Source organism: Bacillota bacterium (assembly GCA_012842395.1).
Lineage (GTDB): Bacteria > Bacillota > SHA-98 > UBA4971 > UBA4971 > UBA6256.
This window is the reverse complement of record DUSX01000009.1, coordinates 49,682-65,191: the sequence shown is the minus strand read 5'-3', so window position 1 is coordinate 65,191 and position 15,510 is coordinate 49,682. Positions and strand designations below refer to the sequence as shown.

At 64.8% G+C, this 15,510-nt stretch carries 12 protein-coding genes and 1 riboswitch; of the genes, 1 reads left to right on the top strand and 11 read right to left on the bottom strand.

The window, feature by feature from the left end:
- Nucleotides 1-2: 2 nt before the first annotated feature.
- From GX515_03775 to GX515_03735, 9 genes are all read right to left on the bottom strand, one after another.
- Nucleotides 3-986 (bottom strand): radical SAM protein, encoded by a 984-nt coding sequence (locus GX515_03775; GenBank protein HHY32136.1) that lies wholly within the window; start codon nt 984-986, stop codon nt 3-5.
- A complete protein-coding gene (locus tag GX515_03770) occupies nt 983-1,852 on the bottom strand; it encodes a radical SAM protein (GenBank protein HHY32135.1) in 870 nt (289 codons plus the stop codon). The genes GX515_03775 and GX515_03770 overlap by 4 nt, the downstream gene beginning before the upstream one ends.
- A 203-nt stretch (nt 1,853-2,055) precedes the next feature.
- Entirely contained in the window at nt 2,056-3,537 is a 1,482-nt protein-coding gene (locus GX515_03765; protein HHY32134.1) for an aminomethyl-transferring glycine dehydrogenase subunit GcvPB, read from the bottom strand.
- Nucleotides 3,534-4,874 carry an aminomethyl-transferring glycine dehydrogenase subunit GcvPA gene (locus tag GX515_03760; protein HHY32133.1) on the bottom strand — a complete coding sequence of 447 codons (1,341 nt, stop codon included), beginning with the start codon at nt 4,872-4,874 and terminating at the stop codon, nt 3,534-3,536. Before GX515_03760 ends, GX515_03765 begins: the two co-directional genes overlap by 4 nt.
- Nucleotides 4,871-5,272 carry a glycine cleavage system protein GcvH gene (gene gcvH, locus GX515_03755; GenBank protein ID HHY32132.1) on the bottom strand — a complete coding sequence of 134 codons (402 nt, stop codon included), beginning with the start codon at nt 5,270-5,272 and terminating at the stop codon, nt 4,871-4,873. Before gcvH ends, GX515_03760 begins: the two co-directional genes overlap by 4 nt.
- Before the next feature lie 414 nt (nt 5,273-5,686).
- The gene (gene gcvT / locus GX515_03750; GenBank protein HHY32131.1) at nt 5,687-6,781 is read right to left on the bottom strand and encodes a glycine cleavage system aminomethyltransferase GcvT; all 1,095 of its coding nucleotides are present in this window, start codon (nt 6,779-6,781) and stop codon (nt 5,687-5,689) included.
- 384 nt (nt 6,782-7,165) lie between these two features.
- Nucleotides 7,166-7,321: riboswitch (glycine riboswitch) on the bottom strand.
- Between the two features lie 33 nt (nt 7,322-7,354).
- Nucleotides 7,355-8,407 (bottom strand): galactose-1-phosphate uridylyltransferase, encoded by a 1,053-nt coding sequence (galT, locus tag GX515_03745; protein ID HHY32130.1) that lies wholly within the window; start codon nt 8,405-8,407, stop codon nt 7,355-7,357.
- Nucleotides 8,408-8,892: 485 nt separating this feature from the next.
- Nucleotides 8,893-9,447, bottom strand: a complete 555-nt coding sequence (locus GX515_03740) for a hypothetical protein (protein ID HHY32129.1) — start codon at nt 9,445-9,447, stop codon at nt 8,893-8,895.
- 46 nt (nt 9,448-9,493) lie between these two features.
- Nucleotides 9,494-10,180, bottom strand: a complete 687-nt coding sequence (locus GX515_03735; GenBank protein ID HHY32128.1) for a DUF554 domain-containing protein — start codon at nt 10,178-10,180, stop codon at nt 9,494-9,496.
- Between the two features lie 1,293 nt (nt 10,181-11,473).
- On the opposite strand from GX515_03735, the gene GX515_03730 reads away from it, so the two are divergent.
- Nucleotides 11,474-12,922 (top strand): proline--tRNA ligase, encoded by a 1,449-nt coding sequence (locus tag GX515_03730; GenBank protein HHY32127.1) that lies wholly within the window; start codon nt 11,474-11,476, stop codon nt 12,920-12,922.
- A gap of 192 nt (nt 12,923-13,114) precedes the next feature.
- Here the strand turns inward: GX515_03730 and ltaE are convergent, their stop codons facing one another.
- Together ltaE and GX515_03720 are read right to left on the bottom strand one after the other, a co-directional pair.
- On the bottom strand, nt 13,115-14,173 hold the full coding sequence (gene ltaE / locus GX515_03725) for a low-specificity L-threonine aldolase (GenBank protein HHY32126.1): 1,059 nt from the start codon (nt 14,171-14,173) through the stop codon (nt 13,115-13,117).
- A gap of 553 nt (nt 14,174-14,726) precedes the next feature.
- On the bottom strand, nt 14,727-15,449 hold the full coding sequence (locus GX515_03720; GenBank protein HHY32125.1) for an amino acid ABC transporter ATP-binding protein: 723 nt from the start codon (nt 15,447-15,449) through the stop codon (nt 14,727-14,729).
- Between the last annotated feature and the right edge of the window lie 61 nt (nt 15,450-15,510).

Sequence of the window (15,510 nt, the reverse complement as noted above, 5' to 3'; positions counted from 1 at the left end):
GCTTAGACGCTCTCCGCCGACAGGCGCGCCTCAAAGACGGCCCTCTCCGCCTCGGCAGGGGTGAGGGGCCTAGGGTAGTTGTACATGATCGCGCCAGGCCGCTCGTTGTAATAGGGCCTGTTGCAGCCCGGACAGCCAGACGTCCGGAACGGCGCCCCGCTGCGGGCGATCTCGAGGACTCTCAGCGGCTCCATCCCGAAGCCCACGATGCGCCCGCTGCTGAACTTGAACCCCTGTTCGCCCTCGAGCCCGTTCACGATGATGTGCCGTGCCAGCTGCACCCGGCGGTAAGCATCGATGGGCGGCTGCGGCACTCGCTCCATGGCGGTGCCCTTCACCGGCGTGAATGCGAAGAGGCCGATCGTGATGCCCGCCGCGGCGAGACGCCGCATGACCCGCACCATGTGCTCTTCCGTCTCGCCGAGGCCCACGATCAGGTGCGTGCTCACGCGCCCCGGGAAAAGGCTGGCAGCCTCCTCGAGAAGCGACATCGTGCTCGCCCACGAGCCCGGTTTGGTCCTCGCGTGAACCTCCGGACACGCCGCGTCCAGGGCGATCCCGATCCTGTCGGCGCCTAGGGCGAGCACCTCGCCCGCCTCGGCCGCCGTGGCGGGATGGTAGCAGACGGATATCTCGAAGCGCGCAGCGTCTCCCCGCCTGAGCGCGTGCAACGCCGGAAGGAGCCGGCGCAGGGCCGCACGCCCGCCCGGCGTGCGGGTGACCTGGACGCACACGCGTTTCGCGCCCGCGGGCCGGCGTCCATCGAGCGCTTCGAGGACCCGATCCACCTCAAACTCGGGCCAGCTGACGCGGGACAGCAGGTCGTCGGGCGAGCTGCTCGTCCTCGCCTGCGGACAGAACGCGCACGTGGCGGCGCACCGGCCGCCCGTCAGGAGATAGATGGTGGTCGGCGCGTCGTCGAGGCGGGCGTCCAAAAGGCCCAGGACCGCCGCGCTTCCCGTTGATACCCTGATCTTTTCGCTCACAACGCGCAGCACTCCTCTCGCCACTTTGCGGAGAGGCCCAGCGACTCGGCCTCCCCACGCGCCCGGGGCGACGGTACCACTATCCTGTTGACACCCGCCCGGACTGCCAGTGCGTCCAGGGCCTCCCGGTAAGCACCGCGAGGGCGCATGCATCCGAGGTATATCGGGGTCTCGGGAAACATCAGCCGGGCGCGGGCAATCACTTCGACCGCTTTTTCGAGGGCAGGCGGCTTCCGGGACGCGTAACGCGTGCCCGGGGTTGGAACGAAGACGATGAAGATGATCGCGTCAGCTCCGAGTCGCGCGAGCGCCTGGAGCGCTTCAAGCTCGCCTGATGGTTCCCCACCCCGGAGCCCGATGCACACGTGCGGCACGACACGCACATAACGCCTCAAAAGGCTGTAGGTCGAGACGAAGTCGGCAGCCGGCCTGTCCAGCCCGTACACCTCTCGGACCGTGGCGTCGTCCGCCACGAGGTCGAACGAGACCACCGGACGCAGCGCGGCAAGTCGCGCCACGTCCGCCTCGTCGGCGAGCCCGAGGTGAAGGTTCAGCCGGAACCTCGCCGCGAGCTCCGTCAAAGCGTCCATGTGCGCCGCCACGGGCACCCTGCCCCGCAGGTCGCACCCGCCGCTCACGAGGCAGCTCTTCACACCCTCATCCGCGGCCACTTCGGGCCACCTATCGATCGGAATCATGTGTTTGAGGTAGTGGCCTCCGCAATGGGCGCACCCGAGCGCACACGCGGTCCCCGTCACGCTCAGAACCGCTGTGCGCACAGGGTTCACCCACTCGATGGCGTCGCCGAAGGCCGCTCGCCGGGCCTCCCAGGCCTTGTCCAGGAGCGCCTGCAGGGCCGGTGGCAGATCGGCGTCGGGCGCCTCCGACGCCGGGCGCGCGTCCGCGCGGGGCGCCCAGACCCGTCCATGTCCGAGGCACTCGTGTCCGTCCCGGACCTCGCCAGGAACGGCGCCAGGAACGGGACGGACACGCGCACACAGGTCACGGCTGCACGCGGCCGTGGCAGAGCGATCTCCAGTCTCCCCGACACCTGACCCGCGGACACTCATCAATTCCCGCAATCTCCGCTCGCCTGCTCTCCTTGCCTCCAGCGCAGCACGGGCCTGCGTGCCGCGGTGACGTCGTCCAGCCTCCCCACAACCATCTTGTGGGGTGCAGAGTGCAGAACCTCCGGGTTCGTCTCCGCCAGGCGGGCGATCTCGACCATCGCGGCTGCGAACGCGTCCAACGTGCCCTTGGACTCTGTCTCCGTGGGCTCCACCATGATGGCTTCCCTCACAATGAGGGGGAAGTACACCGTGGGGGCATGGAACCCGTAGTCCAGGAGCATCTTCGCGATGTCTGCGGTGTGGACCCCGCACGCGAGCTGATGTGCCGCTGAGAGGACGAACTCATGCTTGCAGTGTCGATCATACGGCAGGTGATAGTAGGGCGCAAGCTTTCTCATCAGGTAGTTCGCGTTGAGAACCGCGTTCTCGCTTGCCTCGCGCAGGCCTCTCGCGCCGAGGGCCCTGATGTACGCGTACGCCTTGACCATCACATTGAAGTTGCCGTAGAAGGCCTTCACCTTACCGATGGATTGCGGCCTGTCATAGTCCAACACGAATCGCCCGTCCTTTTTGTCCACGACTGGGACCGGCAAGAACGGAGCGAGCGCTTTCTTCACGGCCACGGGCCCCGATCCCGGGCCGCCGCCGCCGTGAGGCGTGGAGAACGTCTTGTGAAGGTTGAAGTGGAGCACGTCGAACCCCATGTCCCCAGGCCGAGCGATGCCCATGATGGCGTTCATGTTCGCGCCGTCGTAGTACAAAAGGCCCCCAGCCTCGTGCACTATATTGGCGATCTCCACGATATTCTCGTCGAAGAGCCCCAGCGTGTTGGGGTTTGTGAGCATGAGCGCGGCTACCTCGTCGGACATCACCGCCCTGAGCGAGTCGAGGTCGACACCACCGCGCGCGTCGGATTTCACCTCCACCACCTTGTACCCGCAAAACGCCGCGCTTGCGGGGTTCGTGCCGTGGGCGGAATCGGGGACGATCACCTTCGTGCGTTTCGCGCCGTCCCCGCGGCTCTCGTGATAGGCTCTTATGATCATGAGCCCCGTGAGCTCGCCGTGGGCGCCCGCCGCAGGCTGCAGCGTGATCTCGTCCATGCCGCCGATCTCGCAGAGGTAGCGCCCCAGTTCATACATGAGCTCTAGAGCGCCCTGGACGAGGTCCTCGGGCTCGTACGGGTGGAGGTTGGTGAACCCCGGCAACGCGGCAGCATCCTCGTTCACCTTGGGGTTATACTTCATCGTGCATGAGCCGAGAGGGTAGAACCCCACGTCAACCCCGTGGTTGCGCTGGGAAAGCTTGGTATAGTGTCGGACCAGGTCTACCTCGCTCACCTCCGGCAGGGCTGGAGGGGTCTTCCGGAGCGCCCAGCCGGGGAGCAGCTCGGTGACGTCCTTCCTCGGGACGTCGCACGGAGGCAGGGAATATGCCTTCCTGCCGGCCTCGCTTCGCTCGAAGATGAGCGGCATGGTCATGCCAATCCCTCCAGTGCACGGCAGAATGAGTCTATCTCTTCTTTCGTCCGTTTCTCGGTGACAGCTATGAGCATGGCATCGCCGAGGTCCGGGTAGAATCGACCGAGCGGCAGTCCGGCAAGGATGTTCGAACGCGCCAGGGCCTTGCCGGCCTCTTCCGGCGGAACGGGCATCCGCACCGCGAACTCCTTGAAGAATGGCGCGGAGCTTGCGGGCCCGAACCCGGGGATCGCCGTGATCCTGTCGAAGGCGTAGTGCGCCTTCTGGAGGCACAGCTCGCCGACCTCTCTTATCCCGCTCTTCCCTAGCCACGAGAGGTATACCGCCGCGGCCAAGGCCGATAGGGCCTCGTTGGAGCAGATGTTGGACGTGGCGCGCTCCCTCCTGATGTGCTGCTCCCTGGCCTGGAGTGTGAGAATGTAGCCCCTCCGCCCCTCGGGATCGCGGGTTTCACCCGCTACACGGCCCGGCATGTTTCTCACCAACTCCTGCCTGCACGCGAGGAAGCCCAGGTATGGGCCGCCATAGCTCATGGGGCTTCCGAGGCCCTGCCCTTCGCCGACCGCGATGTCAGCCCCGTACTCCCCAGGAGGAGCGAGGACACCCAGGGAGATCGGATCCACGGACGCCACGAAGAGCGCGCCGCTCGCGTGGGCGATCTCGGCAGCTGCGTCCATGTGTTCCACAGACCCGAGGAAGTTCGGGTTCTGCAGGATCACGCACGCGGTCGCCGGGGACGTGACCCGGTCCAGGTCCTCGAGGTCGGTGACCCCGTCGGATAAGGCGGCCTCGACCACCTCTATCCCGAGGTTTCGCGCGTAGGTCTTGAGCGTGGCCCGGTACTCAGGGTGTACCCCCCTGGAGACCACCACTCGCTGGCGCCGGGCTTGGCGGCATGCCATCGTAGCCGCCTCCGCGACCGCCGTCGCGCCGTCGTAGAGCGACGCGTTGCTCACGTCCATGGCGACGAGCTCGCACATCAGTGTCTGGTACTCGAAGATGGCCTGGAGCATACCCTGGCTTATCTCGGCCTGGTAAGGCGTGTAAGCCGTGTAGAACTCCGACCGCGACACGATGTGCCGCACCACGCTTGGCACGAAGTGGTCGTACGACCCGGCCCCGAGGAACGATACCAGGTCGTCCGTCGTGGCGTTCCTTTTCGCAAGCGCGGCCATGTGCCGGGCGAGCTCATACTCGGACATCGGCTCCGGGAGGCGAAGGGCCCGCTTGAGCCTGACCTCCGCGGGCACGTCGGAGAAGAGCTCGTCGATGCTGGAGACCCCGATTTGGGCGAGCATTTCACTACGGTCCCGGTCGGTATGGGGGACGTAGTTCATTCTCCGCTCGCCTCCTTGGCTACAAAGGCTTCGTACTCGTCAGCGGTCATAAGGTCGTCAAGCTCGCTGGGACGGGCCATCTCGATGACCGCGACCCATCCGTCCCCATACGGGTCATCGTTAATGAACTCCGGGTGCTCCTCAAGGGCCCGGTTGACCTTTACCACCTTGCCGCTCACCGGGGCGAAGACTTGGTCAGCGGTTTTCATGGAGTCTAGGTCGGCCAGGGGCTCGCCTTGATCCAACTCAACGCCTTCGTCAGGGAGGCCTACTCCAACAATGGCACCCAGCTGCTCCTGGGCGAAAGAGGTGACACCCACCGTTGCAAGCCCACCTTCCACACGAACCCACTCGTGCTTGACCGTATACTTGAGATCCCGGGGATACATGCGCTCCATCCTCCTTCTAACCTGATTGGCTAACCTGATTGGGTTTGTGACGTGGCCGCCGGCTGTCTTTCCCGAGTACGAGCGGATCTCTCCGCTCTCGTCCGCGCTTGAGCACGCCGTCGTTTCCGGGCGACGGCTGTCCTGCTCACCCTGCGTCGGCGCCCTGCAGCCCGCGCCGAGCTTGCTCGCACCGAACCCACCAGTCTGTTTAGAGTATTCGCCCGCGGCTACGCCTCAAACCAACGGGCGGCGAGCGGAAGGCGCCTCAAGCTGCTCGGTGTGGAGGGCCAGGCGGCTCATATGGTCTCTAGCTCGGCAAACGCACCCAAGAATGTATTCTTGTTCCACGTGAAACAGCGTCTCGCGGGCGCGCGCCCGCGCGCCCAGCGAATTCCCAGCCCCAAGCTCCCACGCTCTGGTTCTTCACTTCGCCTTGCGCACGCGAGGCTTCACGAACGGCGGCCTCACGGCTTCCGCTGCCACCCCCTTGCCCCTTATGATGACATCGAAGCGCGTCCCAGGCTTCGCCGCGTCCGGCGTCACGTAACACATGCCGATTCCCACGCCAAGGAACGGGGACAGCGACGCGCTCGTAGCCTCTCCGATCACCATGCCGTCTTTCGTGATCTCGCAGTGCGCCCTCGGCACGCCTCGTTCGAGCAGCTTGAAGCCTATGAGCCGCCGCGAAAGCCCCCTCTCTTTCGCCGCGGCGAGCGCGTCCCTGCCGATGAACTCGCCCTTGTCCATCGCTACGACCCAGCCCAGCCCCGCCTCGAGCGGGTTCGTGCTTGGATCCAACTCGTGACCATACAGGGCGTACCCCATCTCCAATCTGAGCGTGTCGCGCGCCCCCAGCCCGACGGGCTCGATGTCGAACGTGCGCCCCGCCTCCAGGAGGGCGTCCCACATGTGCCGGGCATGGCGCGGATGGAAGAAGAGCTCGAAGCCGTCCTCACCGGTGTATCCAGTGCGCGAGACGATGCAGTCTACCCCGGCCACCTTGCCTTCCGCGAAATGGTAGTAGTAGAGACCGTCCAAGTGTACGTCGGTCAGCCTGGCCAGCACCGCCGCAGACTCGGGCCCTTGGATCGCAAGGAGGGCGGTTTCGTCCGAGAGGTCTGTCACGGTGACATCGGCGCCGGCGTGAGTCTTCAGCCAGTCCAGGTCCTTCGCGGCGTTGGAGGCATTCACCACCAGATAGAACCTATCCGCCATCCTGCAGACAAGGATGTCGTCCACGGCGCCACCATCCGGATAGCACATGACTGAATACTGCACCTGGCCGACGTTTAGGCGCGACGCGTCATTGGTGGTCATCTTCTGGATGAATTCGAGCGCCCCCGGACCTTTGACCTCGATCTCGCCCATGTGTGACAGGTCGAACAATCCAACCTTTTCCCTGACCTTCCTGTGCTCCTCAATGATTCCACGGTAATAAACGGGCATCTGCCAGCCGCCGAACTCGATCATCCTCGCGCCGTGACTCACGTGGAGGTCATAGAACGGCGTCTTCCTCATCTCGACCCCTCCAGAGCTCACTTGCCCCACCTCCAGGATCTCAGTCTCTCGTTGGCACAGAACCCAGGCCCCCGTCGAGTCCCGGTCTCGAGTCCCCGTCCGCGCGCCGCCGGCGGCCGCGCCGCATTCGGCGCGAGGGCGCGCGCGAGGACCCGCACCGTCGTGCTTGAGAAAACCCTTGGAAAACATAAAACGGGCAAACGTGTTGCCCGTTTCTCTGTCCTGACGCCTGAGAGATTCCCGCACCGGCCGCGCCCGCACCAAGCAGCAAGCAAAGCACGGCAGGCGGGTTACTCCGTCGGCGGCACCTCATCGGTACGATCAGGCCTCGTGCGCAGCGTCTAGTAAAATACGCCTGCAGCTCAGGGGTGCCTCTCCAGAGCGCCGTCAGTGAAGGTGCTTTTGCCTGAGAGTTTGGACGCCTGCGTGGCAAACAAGCGTCTTGCTCCTTCGGCTCTCGCGCCGCCGCCCGTGCGCCCCGCCATGCCGGCGGTTGCACATCGCCTCCCGCGGCAGCCGAGCATCTCCCTCCAGCTTCATCCGGCCGCTATTCTCTTGTTGCAGTATATCATATTAGCGTTGAGACCCGGAATTCCTCCCGGACCGCACTCTTTCAATCTGGTTTCTGAGGAATTCCGCCGCGCTCTCTGGCGTTGTGACGTTGATGTATACGCCCATCCCGAACTCGAATCCCGCAGCCACAGTGAGTTTCGGGAAGATCTCGATGTGCCAGTGGTAAGAGCTCCCACACCGTTCGTGGGTGGGCGAGGTGTGCAGGATGTAGTTGTACGGCGGATCGTGCAGCCCCGCCCCGATGGTGCCCAGCACGTCCACGAGGACCTCCGCGAGTTCGCGGTAGGTGGACGGGGCGAGCTGTTGAAAGAACGGCGCGTGCTCTTTTGGCAGGATCCACGTCTCGAAAGGCATTTTCGACGCATATGGCTCCAGCGCGATGAACCCGGGCGTCTCCAGAACGACGCGGGCCCCCGCTTCGAGTTCCTGGCGGATCATCTCACAGAACACACACCGCCCCGTGGTCTCGTAGTACCGGCTCGCGCCCGCGAGCTCCTCGATGACCACCGGCGGAACGAGCGGCACTGCGGCGATCTGCGAGTGCGGGTGCTCCAGGGACGCCCCGGCGTCCCTTCCGTGGTTCCTGAAGATCAGCACGTACTCGATGCCTGGGGCGTCCGCGAGCGCGCAATACCGATGGACATAGGCCCGCACCACCTGTGTCATGTCCTCGTACGACATGGTCGCCGGGCTCGCGTTGTGGAGCGGGGACTCGATGATCACCTCGTGCGCGCCAACGGCCGGCCTAACGCTGAAGATGCCAGATGTCGAAGCCTCCACCGTCGGCTCGGGCGTGAGCGCGGGGTACTTGTTCGGAACACCCCGCACCTGCCAGCCTGGCTCGTTCGGACGCGTGCCGCAGCGCCGGAACGAGAATACCTCCGGCGGCGTCGCGCTCTCGTTGCCGGGACAGAACGGGCACGTTTCGCTTCGTTCTGGCCGCGCCTGGTGGGACGCGGCGTCTTGACGGGCGAAGTCCTTCGGTCTCTTCGCACGCTCGGTGGCAACCACCACCCAACGTCCTGTCACGGGATCAAGCCTCAGCTCAGGCACGCATCGCCCCTCCCAACGCAGCTTTGCGACCCGCTCCGGCAGGCTCCGCGCACGGCACGGCTCTGCGCTTAATCCGGCTTCGCCCCGGGCACACCAGCCCGGGCCCTGGAGCAGTGCCCTCCCACCCCACCAGCGCAGGCCTACGGCCTCGCGCGACCTCGCGGGCCGCAGGCCGCACCCCGTGGCCGGGGCCGGCCTGCGGTCGTCGCGCCGCAAACATTTTACCTCCCATGGCGTCACAGTTCAAGCGCGAGGGCGATATTATGGTGGTACGGAGCTCCCGAGCGCCCCGAGCCGGGGTCGCGCGATCAGCGCTCGTCGATCATCCATCGGGAAAGGAGGGTCCCCGGTGTATCGCTTGCTCGAAAGGGTCATTGGCCCGTTGTTCAAGTGGCGGAAGAAGACCTGCATCCTGGTGGTGAAGCGCCGGGCCTGACCTCTCGCGCCGCGCTTCCCCGCGCGCCTGGCGCCCGCGAGAACGGCGCCTACCACGTTCTGGGTTTGCAGAGGATCTCCTCAACCTTGAGGCCGAAGACGTTGTTGGAATGCTCTGGCATGATGATCGCCGCGGTGTCGGCACCGCTACCCGTTCCGCCCACGGCCACGACGCGCTCGCCATACGGAACTAGCCCGGCGTCCAGGGCCATGATGGAGATCTCCACGCACACCTTTACGCCCTGGCCCAACATGCGGAGGGCTGCAGCGATTATCTCGGGCGGGTACACGCCTCCGAACTTCAGCCTGAGGGATCGGTCCACCCCGGCCAGCACATGCGTGGTCGTGAGGACCTTGACTCCCCGCGCGACGAGCTCCTGCCTCGTCGCAGGTGGCATCTCATCCACGCCGGGACCATCGAAGCCGACGTGATGCGTGACACAAACGACCAAGAGACCCTGCGCTCCTATCTCCAGGGCTTTTTTCGCCGTTGCTCCGGAGTTCGACGCGACCACGAGGTTTCTTATGCCTTCGCGCCTTGCCGCGTCAATGGCGATCTTGAGCGTCTCAACGGTGTTCTCAGGGCCAGCCTTCGCCCACATCATCGCAACCACCTCCAGAATTATGATGGCCAACATGGCCAAACCCGCCTCAGGCCTTGAGCACCAGCCGCGCCAGTGCAAGGGCCACAACTATCGCCGGGAGCATGTTAGCCACATGGACCTTCCTGATACCGAGCATATCGATGGCGATCCCCATGATGAGCAGGCCGCCCGTGGCCGTCATCTCACGGACTGCGGCGTCCGTAAGAAACGCCTTTATGGCTGCCGCGGCTAACGTGAGGGCGCCTTGATATACGAGGATGGCACCCGCGGACAGCCCAACCCCGGCACCGAGGGTGGCCGCGAAAGCGATGGAACAGAACCCGTCCATCACCGCCTTTGTCACAAGGATGCGGTAATCCCCCGTAAGGCCGTCCTGGATGGACCCAAGGACAGCCATCGGGCCTACGCAGAACAAGAGGCTCGCTGCGACGAATCCTCTCGCGAGCCTGCCCTCCTCACCGCGCGCAAAGCGGGCTTCCACGCGCGCCGCCGTCCGCTCGAGCCACCCCTCGACATCCATGGCTGTTCCGATCACCGATCCTATGGCCACGCTGAAGAGCACCACAAGCACGCTCTTCGTCTCGAGGGCCATGCTAACTCCGATGAAGAGCGTGAAGAGCCCGATGCTCTGGACTACTGTGTTGGATATCCTCTCCGGCATCCTCTGTCGTAAAGTGAGCCCCACAGCGGTGCCTGCTATCACCGCCCCGACGTTTATTACCGTGCCCGTCAAGTGCTGCAACCCCCTGCTTCTGGCCGCATATGGTGCGCCCGCTATTGCGTATTTCTGGTGGACGTGTGCCTCCCGCCGCATGTGGCGGGCGCACCGCCCCGCCCGGCTGGCGCAACGGCCGGCATCCGCACCACCCACGGCTGTGAGACTAGCTTTTCTACGGGCTCCCCGTGTTTACCTGCTTGCCGCGGGGGCTTTCGTCGGGAAACCGCCTCCCGCCAGCCGCAGCGCGCGGCTGGTACGCGGGGTGTGCGGCGCGTGTTGCCTTTGCGCTAGGGATATGCTATAGTGGAGACATCCGAATTCTGCCCAAGATCGGCCAAGATCGGCGATGAAGGGGCCGCCGCGAGCGCACGGCGTCAAGAGAGCGGGTCCTGGGCTGTGAGACCTGTCGCACGTGCTCGACGGCACCCCACCCTGGAGCTGCGAACGATGAGTTCGACGCCTTTCCCCCGTTACCGGGAAGCCTGCGACGCGCGCCTTCGTGTGCGCGCCGCAGGGGCGAGCGGGTGGCTGGGTACTCCCGTGTGACGACCCGGTCCCAAGCGAGGTGGCACCGCGGAGGTTCGAGCCTTCGTCCTCGATGAGGACGAAGGCTTTTCTCATATTCTTAAAAGCTGGCGAGCCCATCGCGAAGAACGGCCAGCCGGGGGCTAAGTGAAAGCGCAGGAGCGCTCCGGATCTTTAGGGGGATTGGGGCGACGACTGCACGAGGGAGGTCCAGCTCCTGCTGCCCTGCTACTCGCCGGAGAGGCCGGCTTTCCGGAAAGCGCGCACCGGTCGAGGCATGCGGTTTGGGAGACAAGGGAGATAGCCCTAAGTGACGCGGTACACATGCCAAGTATGGCGCCACGAGTCTTCGTCTCCTCTGTTGACAGTGCTAGCGTTGCCGGTGCTTGCACGACGGGGCATGGAGAATTCGGCTCGCTCGCGCGCCATGTTGCAACGAGACGTGCCGCAAGCGCGCCGTCGCCTGGATGGCAAGGCCGGCAAGCCTGGGCGAGGCCTCTGGGCCCAAAGGTAGCGCGGACTTTTGAGACGTACTTGGTGCCTGTCAGGGCTTGAGAATCAATGCTTACAGAATACGTGTAAGGAGGGTGAATGGCGCTGAGGCGGGCCTGCCGCCCTCGCCGCCCGCCACACGCCGACACACAGCCCGTCATCGCATGGTGCGTCGGCGCGTGATGGTGCGGCGGGAGACGCTGCCCGCGCTTGCAGGGAGGCGGTTGACGCGGGATATTGTCTGCAGGCGCGCGGCGTGCGCGGGGGGCTGGTTCATACGCGCCGGGTGAAATGCCGGAGAAGCAGGAAGGTTTTGTGGAGCACATAGCCTCCAAGACAGACGATTTCTCACAATGGTACACGGATGTGATCCTAAAGAGCGAGCTCGCCGATTACGCCCCGGTGCGCGGGTGCATGGTCATACGGCCGTATGGATACGCTCTTTGGGAGAACATGCAGGCCAAGCTCGACGCCCGCATCAAGGCCACGGGGCACAAGAACGCGTACTTCCCGCTTTTCATCCCAGAGAGCTTTCTTCGACGCGAGGCCCAGCACGTAGAGGGCTTCGCCCCAGAGGTCGCGTGGGTCACGCGGGCGGGCAGTGAGGACCTGGTCGAGCCGCTGGTGGTCAGGCCTACGTCAGAGACCGTCATCGGCTACATGTATTCGAAATGGATCAAATCCTGGCGGGACTTGCCTGTGCTCATCAACCAGTGGGCGAACGTTGTCAGATGGGAGAAAACCACGCGGCTCTTCCTGAGGACATCGGAGTTTCTCTGGCAGGAAGGCCACACGTGCCACCGCACCGCGGAGGAAGCCGAGGAGGAGACCCGGAGAATGCTCGAGGTCTACCGGAGTTTCCTCACGGAAGACCTAGCCATTCCCGTCATCGCGGGAAGGAAGACTGAGAGGGAGAAATTCGCAGGCGCGGTGCGGACTTACTCGGTGGAGGCCCTCATGACCGACGGCAGGGCGCTCCAGGCGGGCACGTCGCACAACCTCGGCCAGAACTTCGCAAAGGTCTTCGACATCACGTTTCTCGACGAAGACGACCAGCTCAAGCACGTATGGCAGACGTCGTGGGGCGTCTCCACGCGCCTCATCGGCGGGATAATCATGGTCCATGGGGATGAGCGCGGGCTCGCGCTCCCTCCACAGGTCGCTCCGATCCAGGTCGTCATCGTGCCTATCATGCCGCCCGCAATGCGCGAGACGGTCGTCGCCGCCGCGCGCGACCTCGAGGCGAGGCTCGCAAGGGTGTGCCGGGTTGAGCTGGACGCACGCGAGGAGTACTCGCCTGGCTGGAAGTTCAACGAGTGGGAGCTCAAGGGCGTCCCGCTCAGGCTGGAGATCGGACCTCGAGACATCAAAGCAGGCCACGTGGTGCTCGTGAGGCGCGACACCGGACAGAAAACGAACGTACCGATGGACGGCCTCGAACGCGCCGTTCAGGACCAGCTGGCCTCGGTGCAACGCGGGCTGTACGAGCGCGCCAAGCGGTTCATGGACGAGAATACTCGCCGGGTTCAGGACTATGAGGATTTCAAGGCCATCATGGACACGAAGAGAGGCTTCGTGTACGCGCCATGGTGCGGTGACTCGCAGTGCGAGGCCACCATCAAGGACGAGACCGGCGCCACCATCAGGTGCATCCCGCTCGAGGATTCTCCGGGCCCCGCAAGGTGCATGCGCTGCGGATCGGAGACGAGCACGTGGGTCTACTTCGCCAAGGCGTACTGAAGCATACCGAAGGGCGTGTAGCTCCTCCGCCAGCGCCCTCGCCCCTACACCAGAGGCGCGGGCGGGAACGGGGCCACGCGGGGCAACCAAACGGCATAGCGCACGACGCACGAGATGTGCGGGCGGGCCGCTGCACTCACTGTGCGACGGCCCGCCCGCGTGTGTCTTCCGATGAGGCCAGGGAGCCGCACCTCAATGCGGGTTCGCCTTGAGGTGCCGCAACGCGATCTCCCTGACGACATCAAGCACGTAGAGGACGTTTTCCCGGGAAATATGCCTGTGAGTCACCATCCTGACCCCCGTCGGCGGGCGGTCGGACGCCCTCACGTTATACTCGGCGAGCTCCTTCAAGAACGAGTACGTGTCGAGGCCGAGGCCCGCCACGTCGAAATAGACCATGTTCGTCTGGACGGTCTCAAGCTCGACGGAGATCCCCGGGATGTCCGCAAGCCCCTCCCCGAGCACGCGCGCGTTCTCGTGATCCTCCCTGAGCCGGTCCACCATCTTCTCCAGCGCAACTATACCCGCCGCCGCGATCACGCCCGCCTGGCGCATTCCGCCCCCGATCAGCTTGCGACACTTGCGAGCCTTCTCAATGAAATCCCGCGTCCCCACGAGCACGGAGCCGACCGGAGCAGAAAGCCCCTTCGACAGACAGAACATGACCGAGTCGAAAGGCCTCGCGATCTCGCGGGCGTCCACTCCCAGGGCGATGGCTGCGTTGAAGATCCGCGCGCCGTCCAGGTGGGTCGCAAGCCCCCTCGACCGCGCGACGGTGCAGATGGCGGTGAGGACGTTCAGCGGCGTGACGGTGCCGCCTCCGCGATTGTGGGTGTTCTCAACCGCAACAAGGCGGGTGGTTGGATAGTGTATGTTGGCGCCCCTGATGGCACGGGCCACGTCGTCCGGGTCGAGCACCCCGTGTCTCCCTGGCACCAGCCTTGGCATCACGCCCGCGACCGCTGCCAGGCCGCCCACCTCGTAATAGTACATGTGGCACTCGGACTCCATGACGACCTCGTCTCCACGTTGCGTGTGGGCGAGCACCGCGACGAGGTTCCCCATGGTGCCGCTCGCCACGAACAAGCCCGCTTCCTTCCCGAGCCTCTCGGCCGCAAGTGCCTCCAGCTTGTTCACTGTGGGGTCCTCGCGTGCGACGTCGTCCCCAAGGGGCGCTGTCGCCATGGCCTGCAGCATTTCCTGCGTGGGAAGAGTAACCGTGTCACTCATAAGGTTAACCGTCTCCCGCATGATCCCGGAACCTCCCTAGACCATAAGTGTTCTCCGTATCGCTCGGGAAACAAAGGGTCGCCCCCGCGACGTAGCGCGAGGACCCTTCACGAGCCCGGACAAGGCACTGAGCATGTCGCCAAGAGCGCGTTGAACTCTACCACGCGGTGTCGCCTCGGCCCAATTGAAGCCCACAAAGCAGTCGCTGCGGTCGCGCAGATCGGCAGCTACTGGGGAAGCCCAACAGTCTCCGCCAAGACTTCGCGCTGCGCGTGCTGCGCGCGCTGCGCGCCACTTTTCGGCGGAGGGGTCCTGCCTAGGGTTGCCGGTGCTTACACGACTGGGCGTGGAGAATTCGGATGTCTCCCGCGCCGAATTCGAACGAGGCGCGCCGCAAGCGCGCCGTCCCCGGAGGGCAACACCGGCAACCCTAGAGCCGTCAAGAAAGGAGACGAAAACTCATGGCGCCGTACTTAGGCGCTGCCGCCGGGGACACCTCCGCCTTTACCCTTAAGAAGCATCATGAAGAAGCGTCATCGGGACCGGACTTGACAAGAGCCCGCTCGCTCAGGCGTCAGAGAATCGAGCTGATGAAGGTTCTCGCCTCGGGCGTTTTCGGGTTCTCGAAAAGCTCAGCCGGCGTCCCTTCCTCTATGAACGATCCCTCGTGCATGAAGAGCGCTCTCTGCGCGACGCGTCGCGCAAAGCCCATCTCGTGTGTTACAACGATCATCGTCATGCCCGCCTTCGCAAGATCCTCCATTGCGGCGAGCACCTCGCCGATGAGCTCGGGGTCGAGGGCCGAGGTAGGCTCGTCGAACAACATCACCTTGGGGTTCATGGCCATCGACCGCGCTATCGCCACGCGCTGCTGCTGGCCCCCTGAGAGCTGGTCCGGGTAAGCGTCGGCCTTCGCGGCGAGTCCCACCTTCGCGAGCATGGCCATGCCGATCTCCTTCGCCTGTGCCTCCGGCACCTTCTTCACCACGCGTAGGGCAAGGGTAACGTTGTCGAGGGCGGTCCGGTGGGGGAAGAGGTTGAAGTGTTGAAACACGAAGCCCATTTCCTCGCGCAACGCCTGCAGGTTAGTCCTTCGCGGGTCGATGCGCTGGCCGTCGATCCACACCTCGCCGCTGTCCGGGGGCTCGAGATAATTCAGGCATCTGAGAAGCGTGCTCTTTCCGGAGCCGCTGCGCCCAAGGATGACCACGACTTCGCCCCTGGCGACTTGGAAGCTCACGTCGCGCAGGACGTGCAACCGTCCGAAGCGTTTGTTCAGCCCGACCACTCTGATCATCGGCTCCGCAATCACGGGATTCTCCTCCCACGTAGCGCCCTTCCCGCCTGCGACCACGGCC

Bases quoted from the DNA above. Each gene is read 5' to 3' on its own strand.
- GX515_03765 (HHY32134.1), bottom strand. From the start codon at position 3,537: ATGACCATGCCGCTCATCTTCGAGCGAAGCGAGGCCGGCAGGAAGGCA.
- GX515_03760 (HHY32133.1), bottom strand. From the start codon at position 4,874: ATGAACTACGTCCCCCATACCGACCGGGACCGTAGTGAAATGCTCGCC.
- gcvH (HHY32132.1), bottom strand. From the start codon at position 5,272: ATGGAGCGCATGTATCCCCGGGATCTCAAGTATACGGTCAAGCACGAG.
- gcvT (HHY32131.1), bottom strand. From the start codon at position 6,781: ATGAGGAAGACGCCGTTCTATGACCTCCACGTGAGTCACGGCGCGAGG.
- GX515_03740 (HHY32129.1), bottom strand. From the start codon at position 9,447: ATGATGTGGGCGAAGGCTGGCCCTGAGAACACCGTTGAGACGCTCAAG.
- GX515_03730 (HHY32127.1), top strand. From the start codon at position 11,474: ATGCCGGAGAAGCAGGAAGGTTTTGTGGAGCACATAGCCTCCAAGACA.
- ltaE (HHY32126.1), bottom strand. From the start codon at position 14,173: ATGCGGGAGACGGTTAACCTTATGAGTGACACGGTTACTCTTCCCACG.
- GX515_03720 (HHY32125.1), bottom strand. From the start codon at position 15,449: ATGATCAGAGTGGTCGGGCTGAACAAACGCTTCGGACGGTTGCACGTC.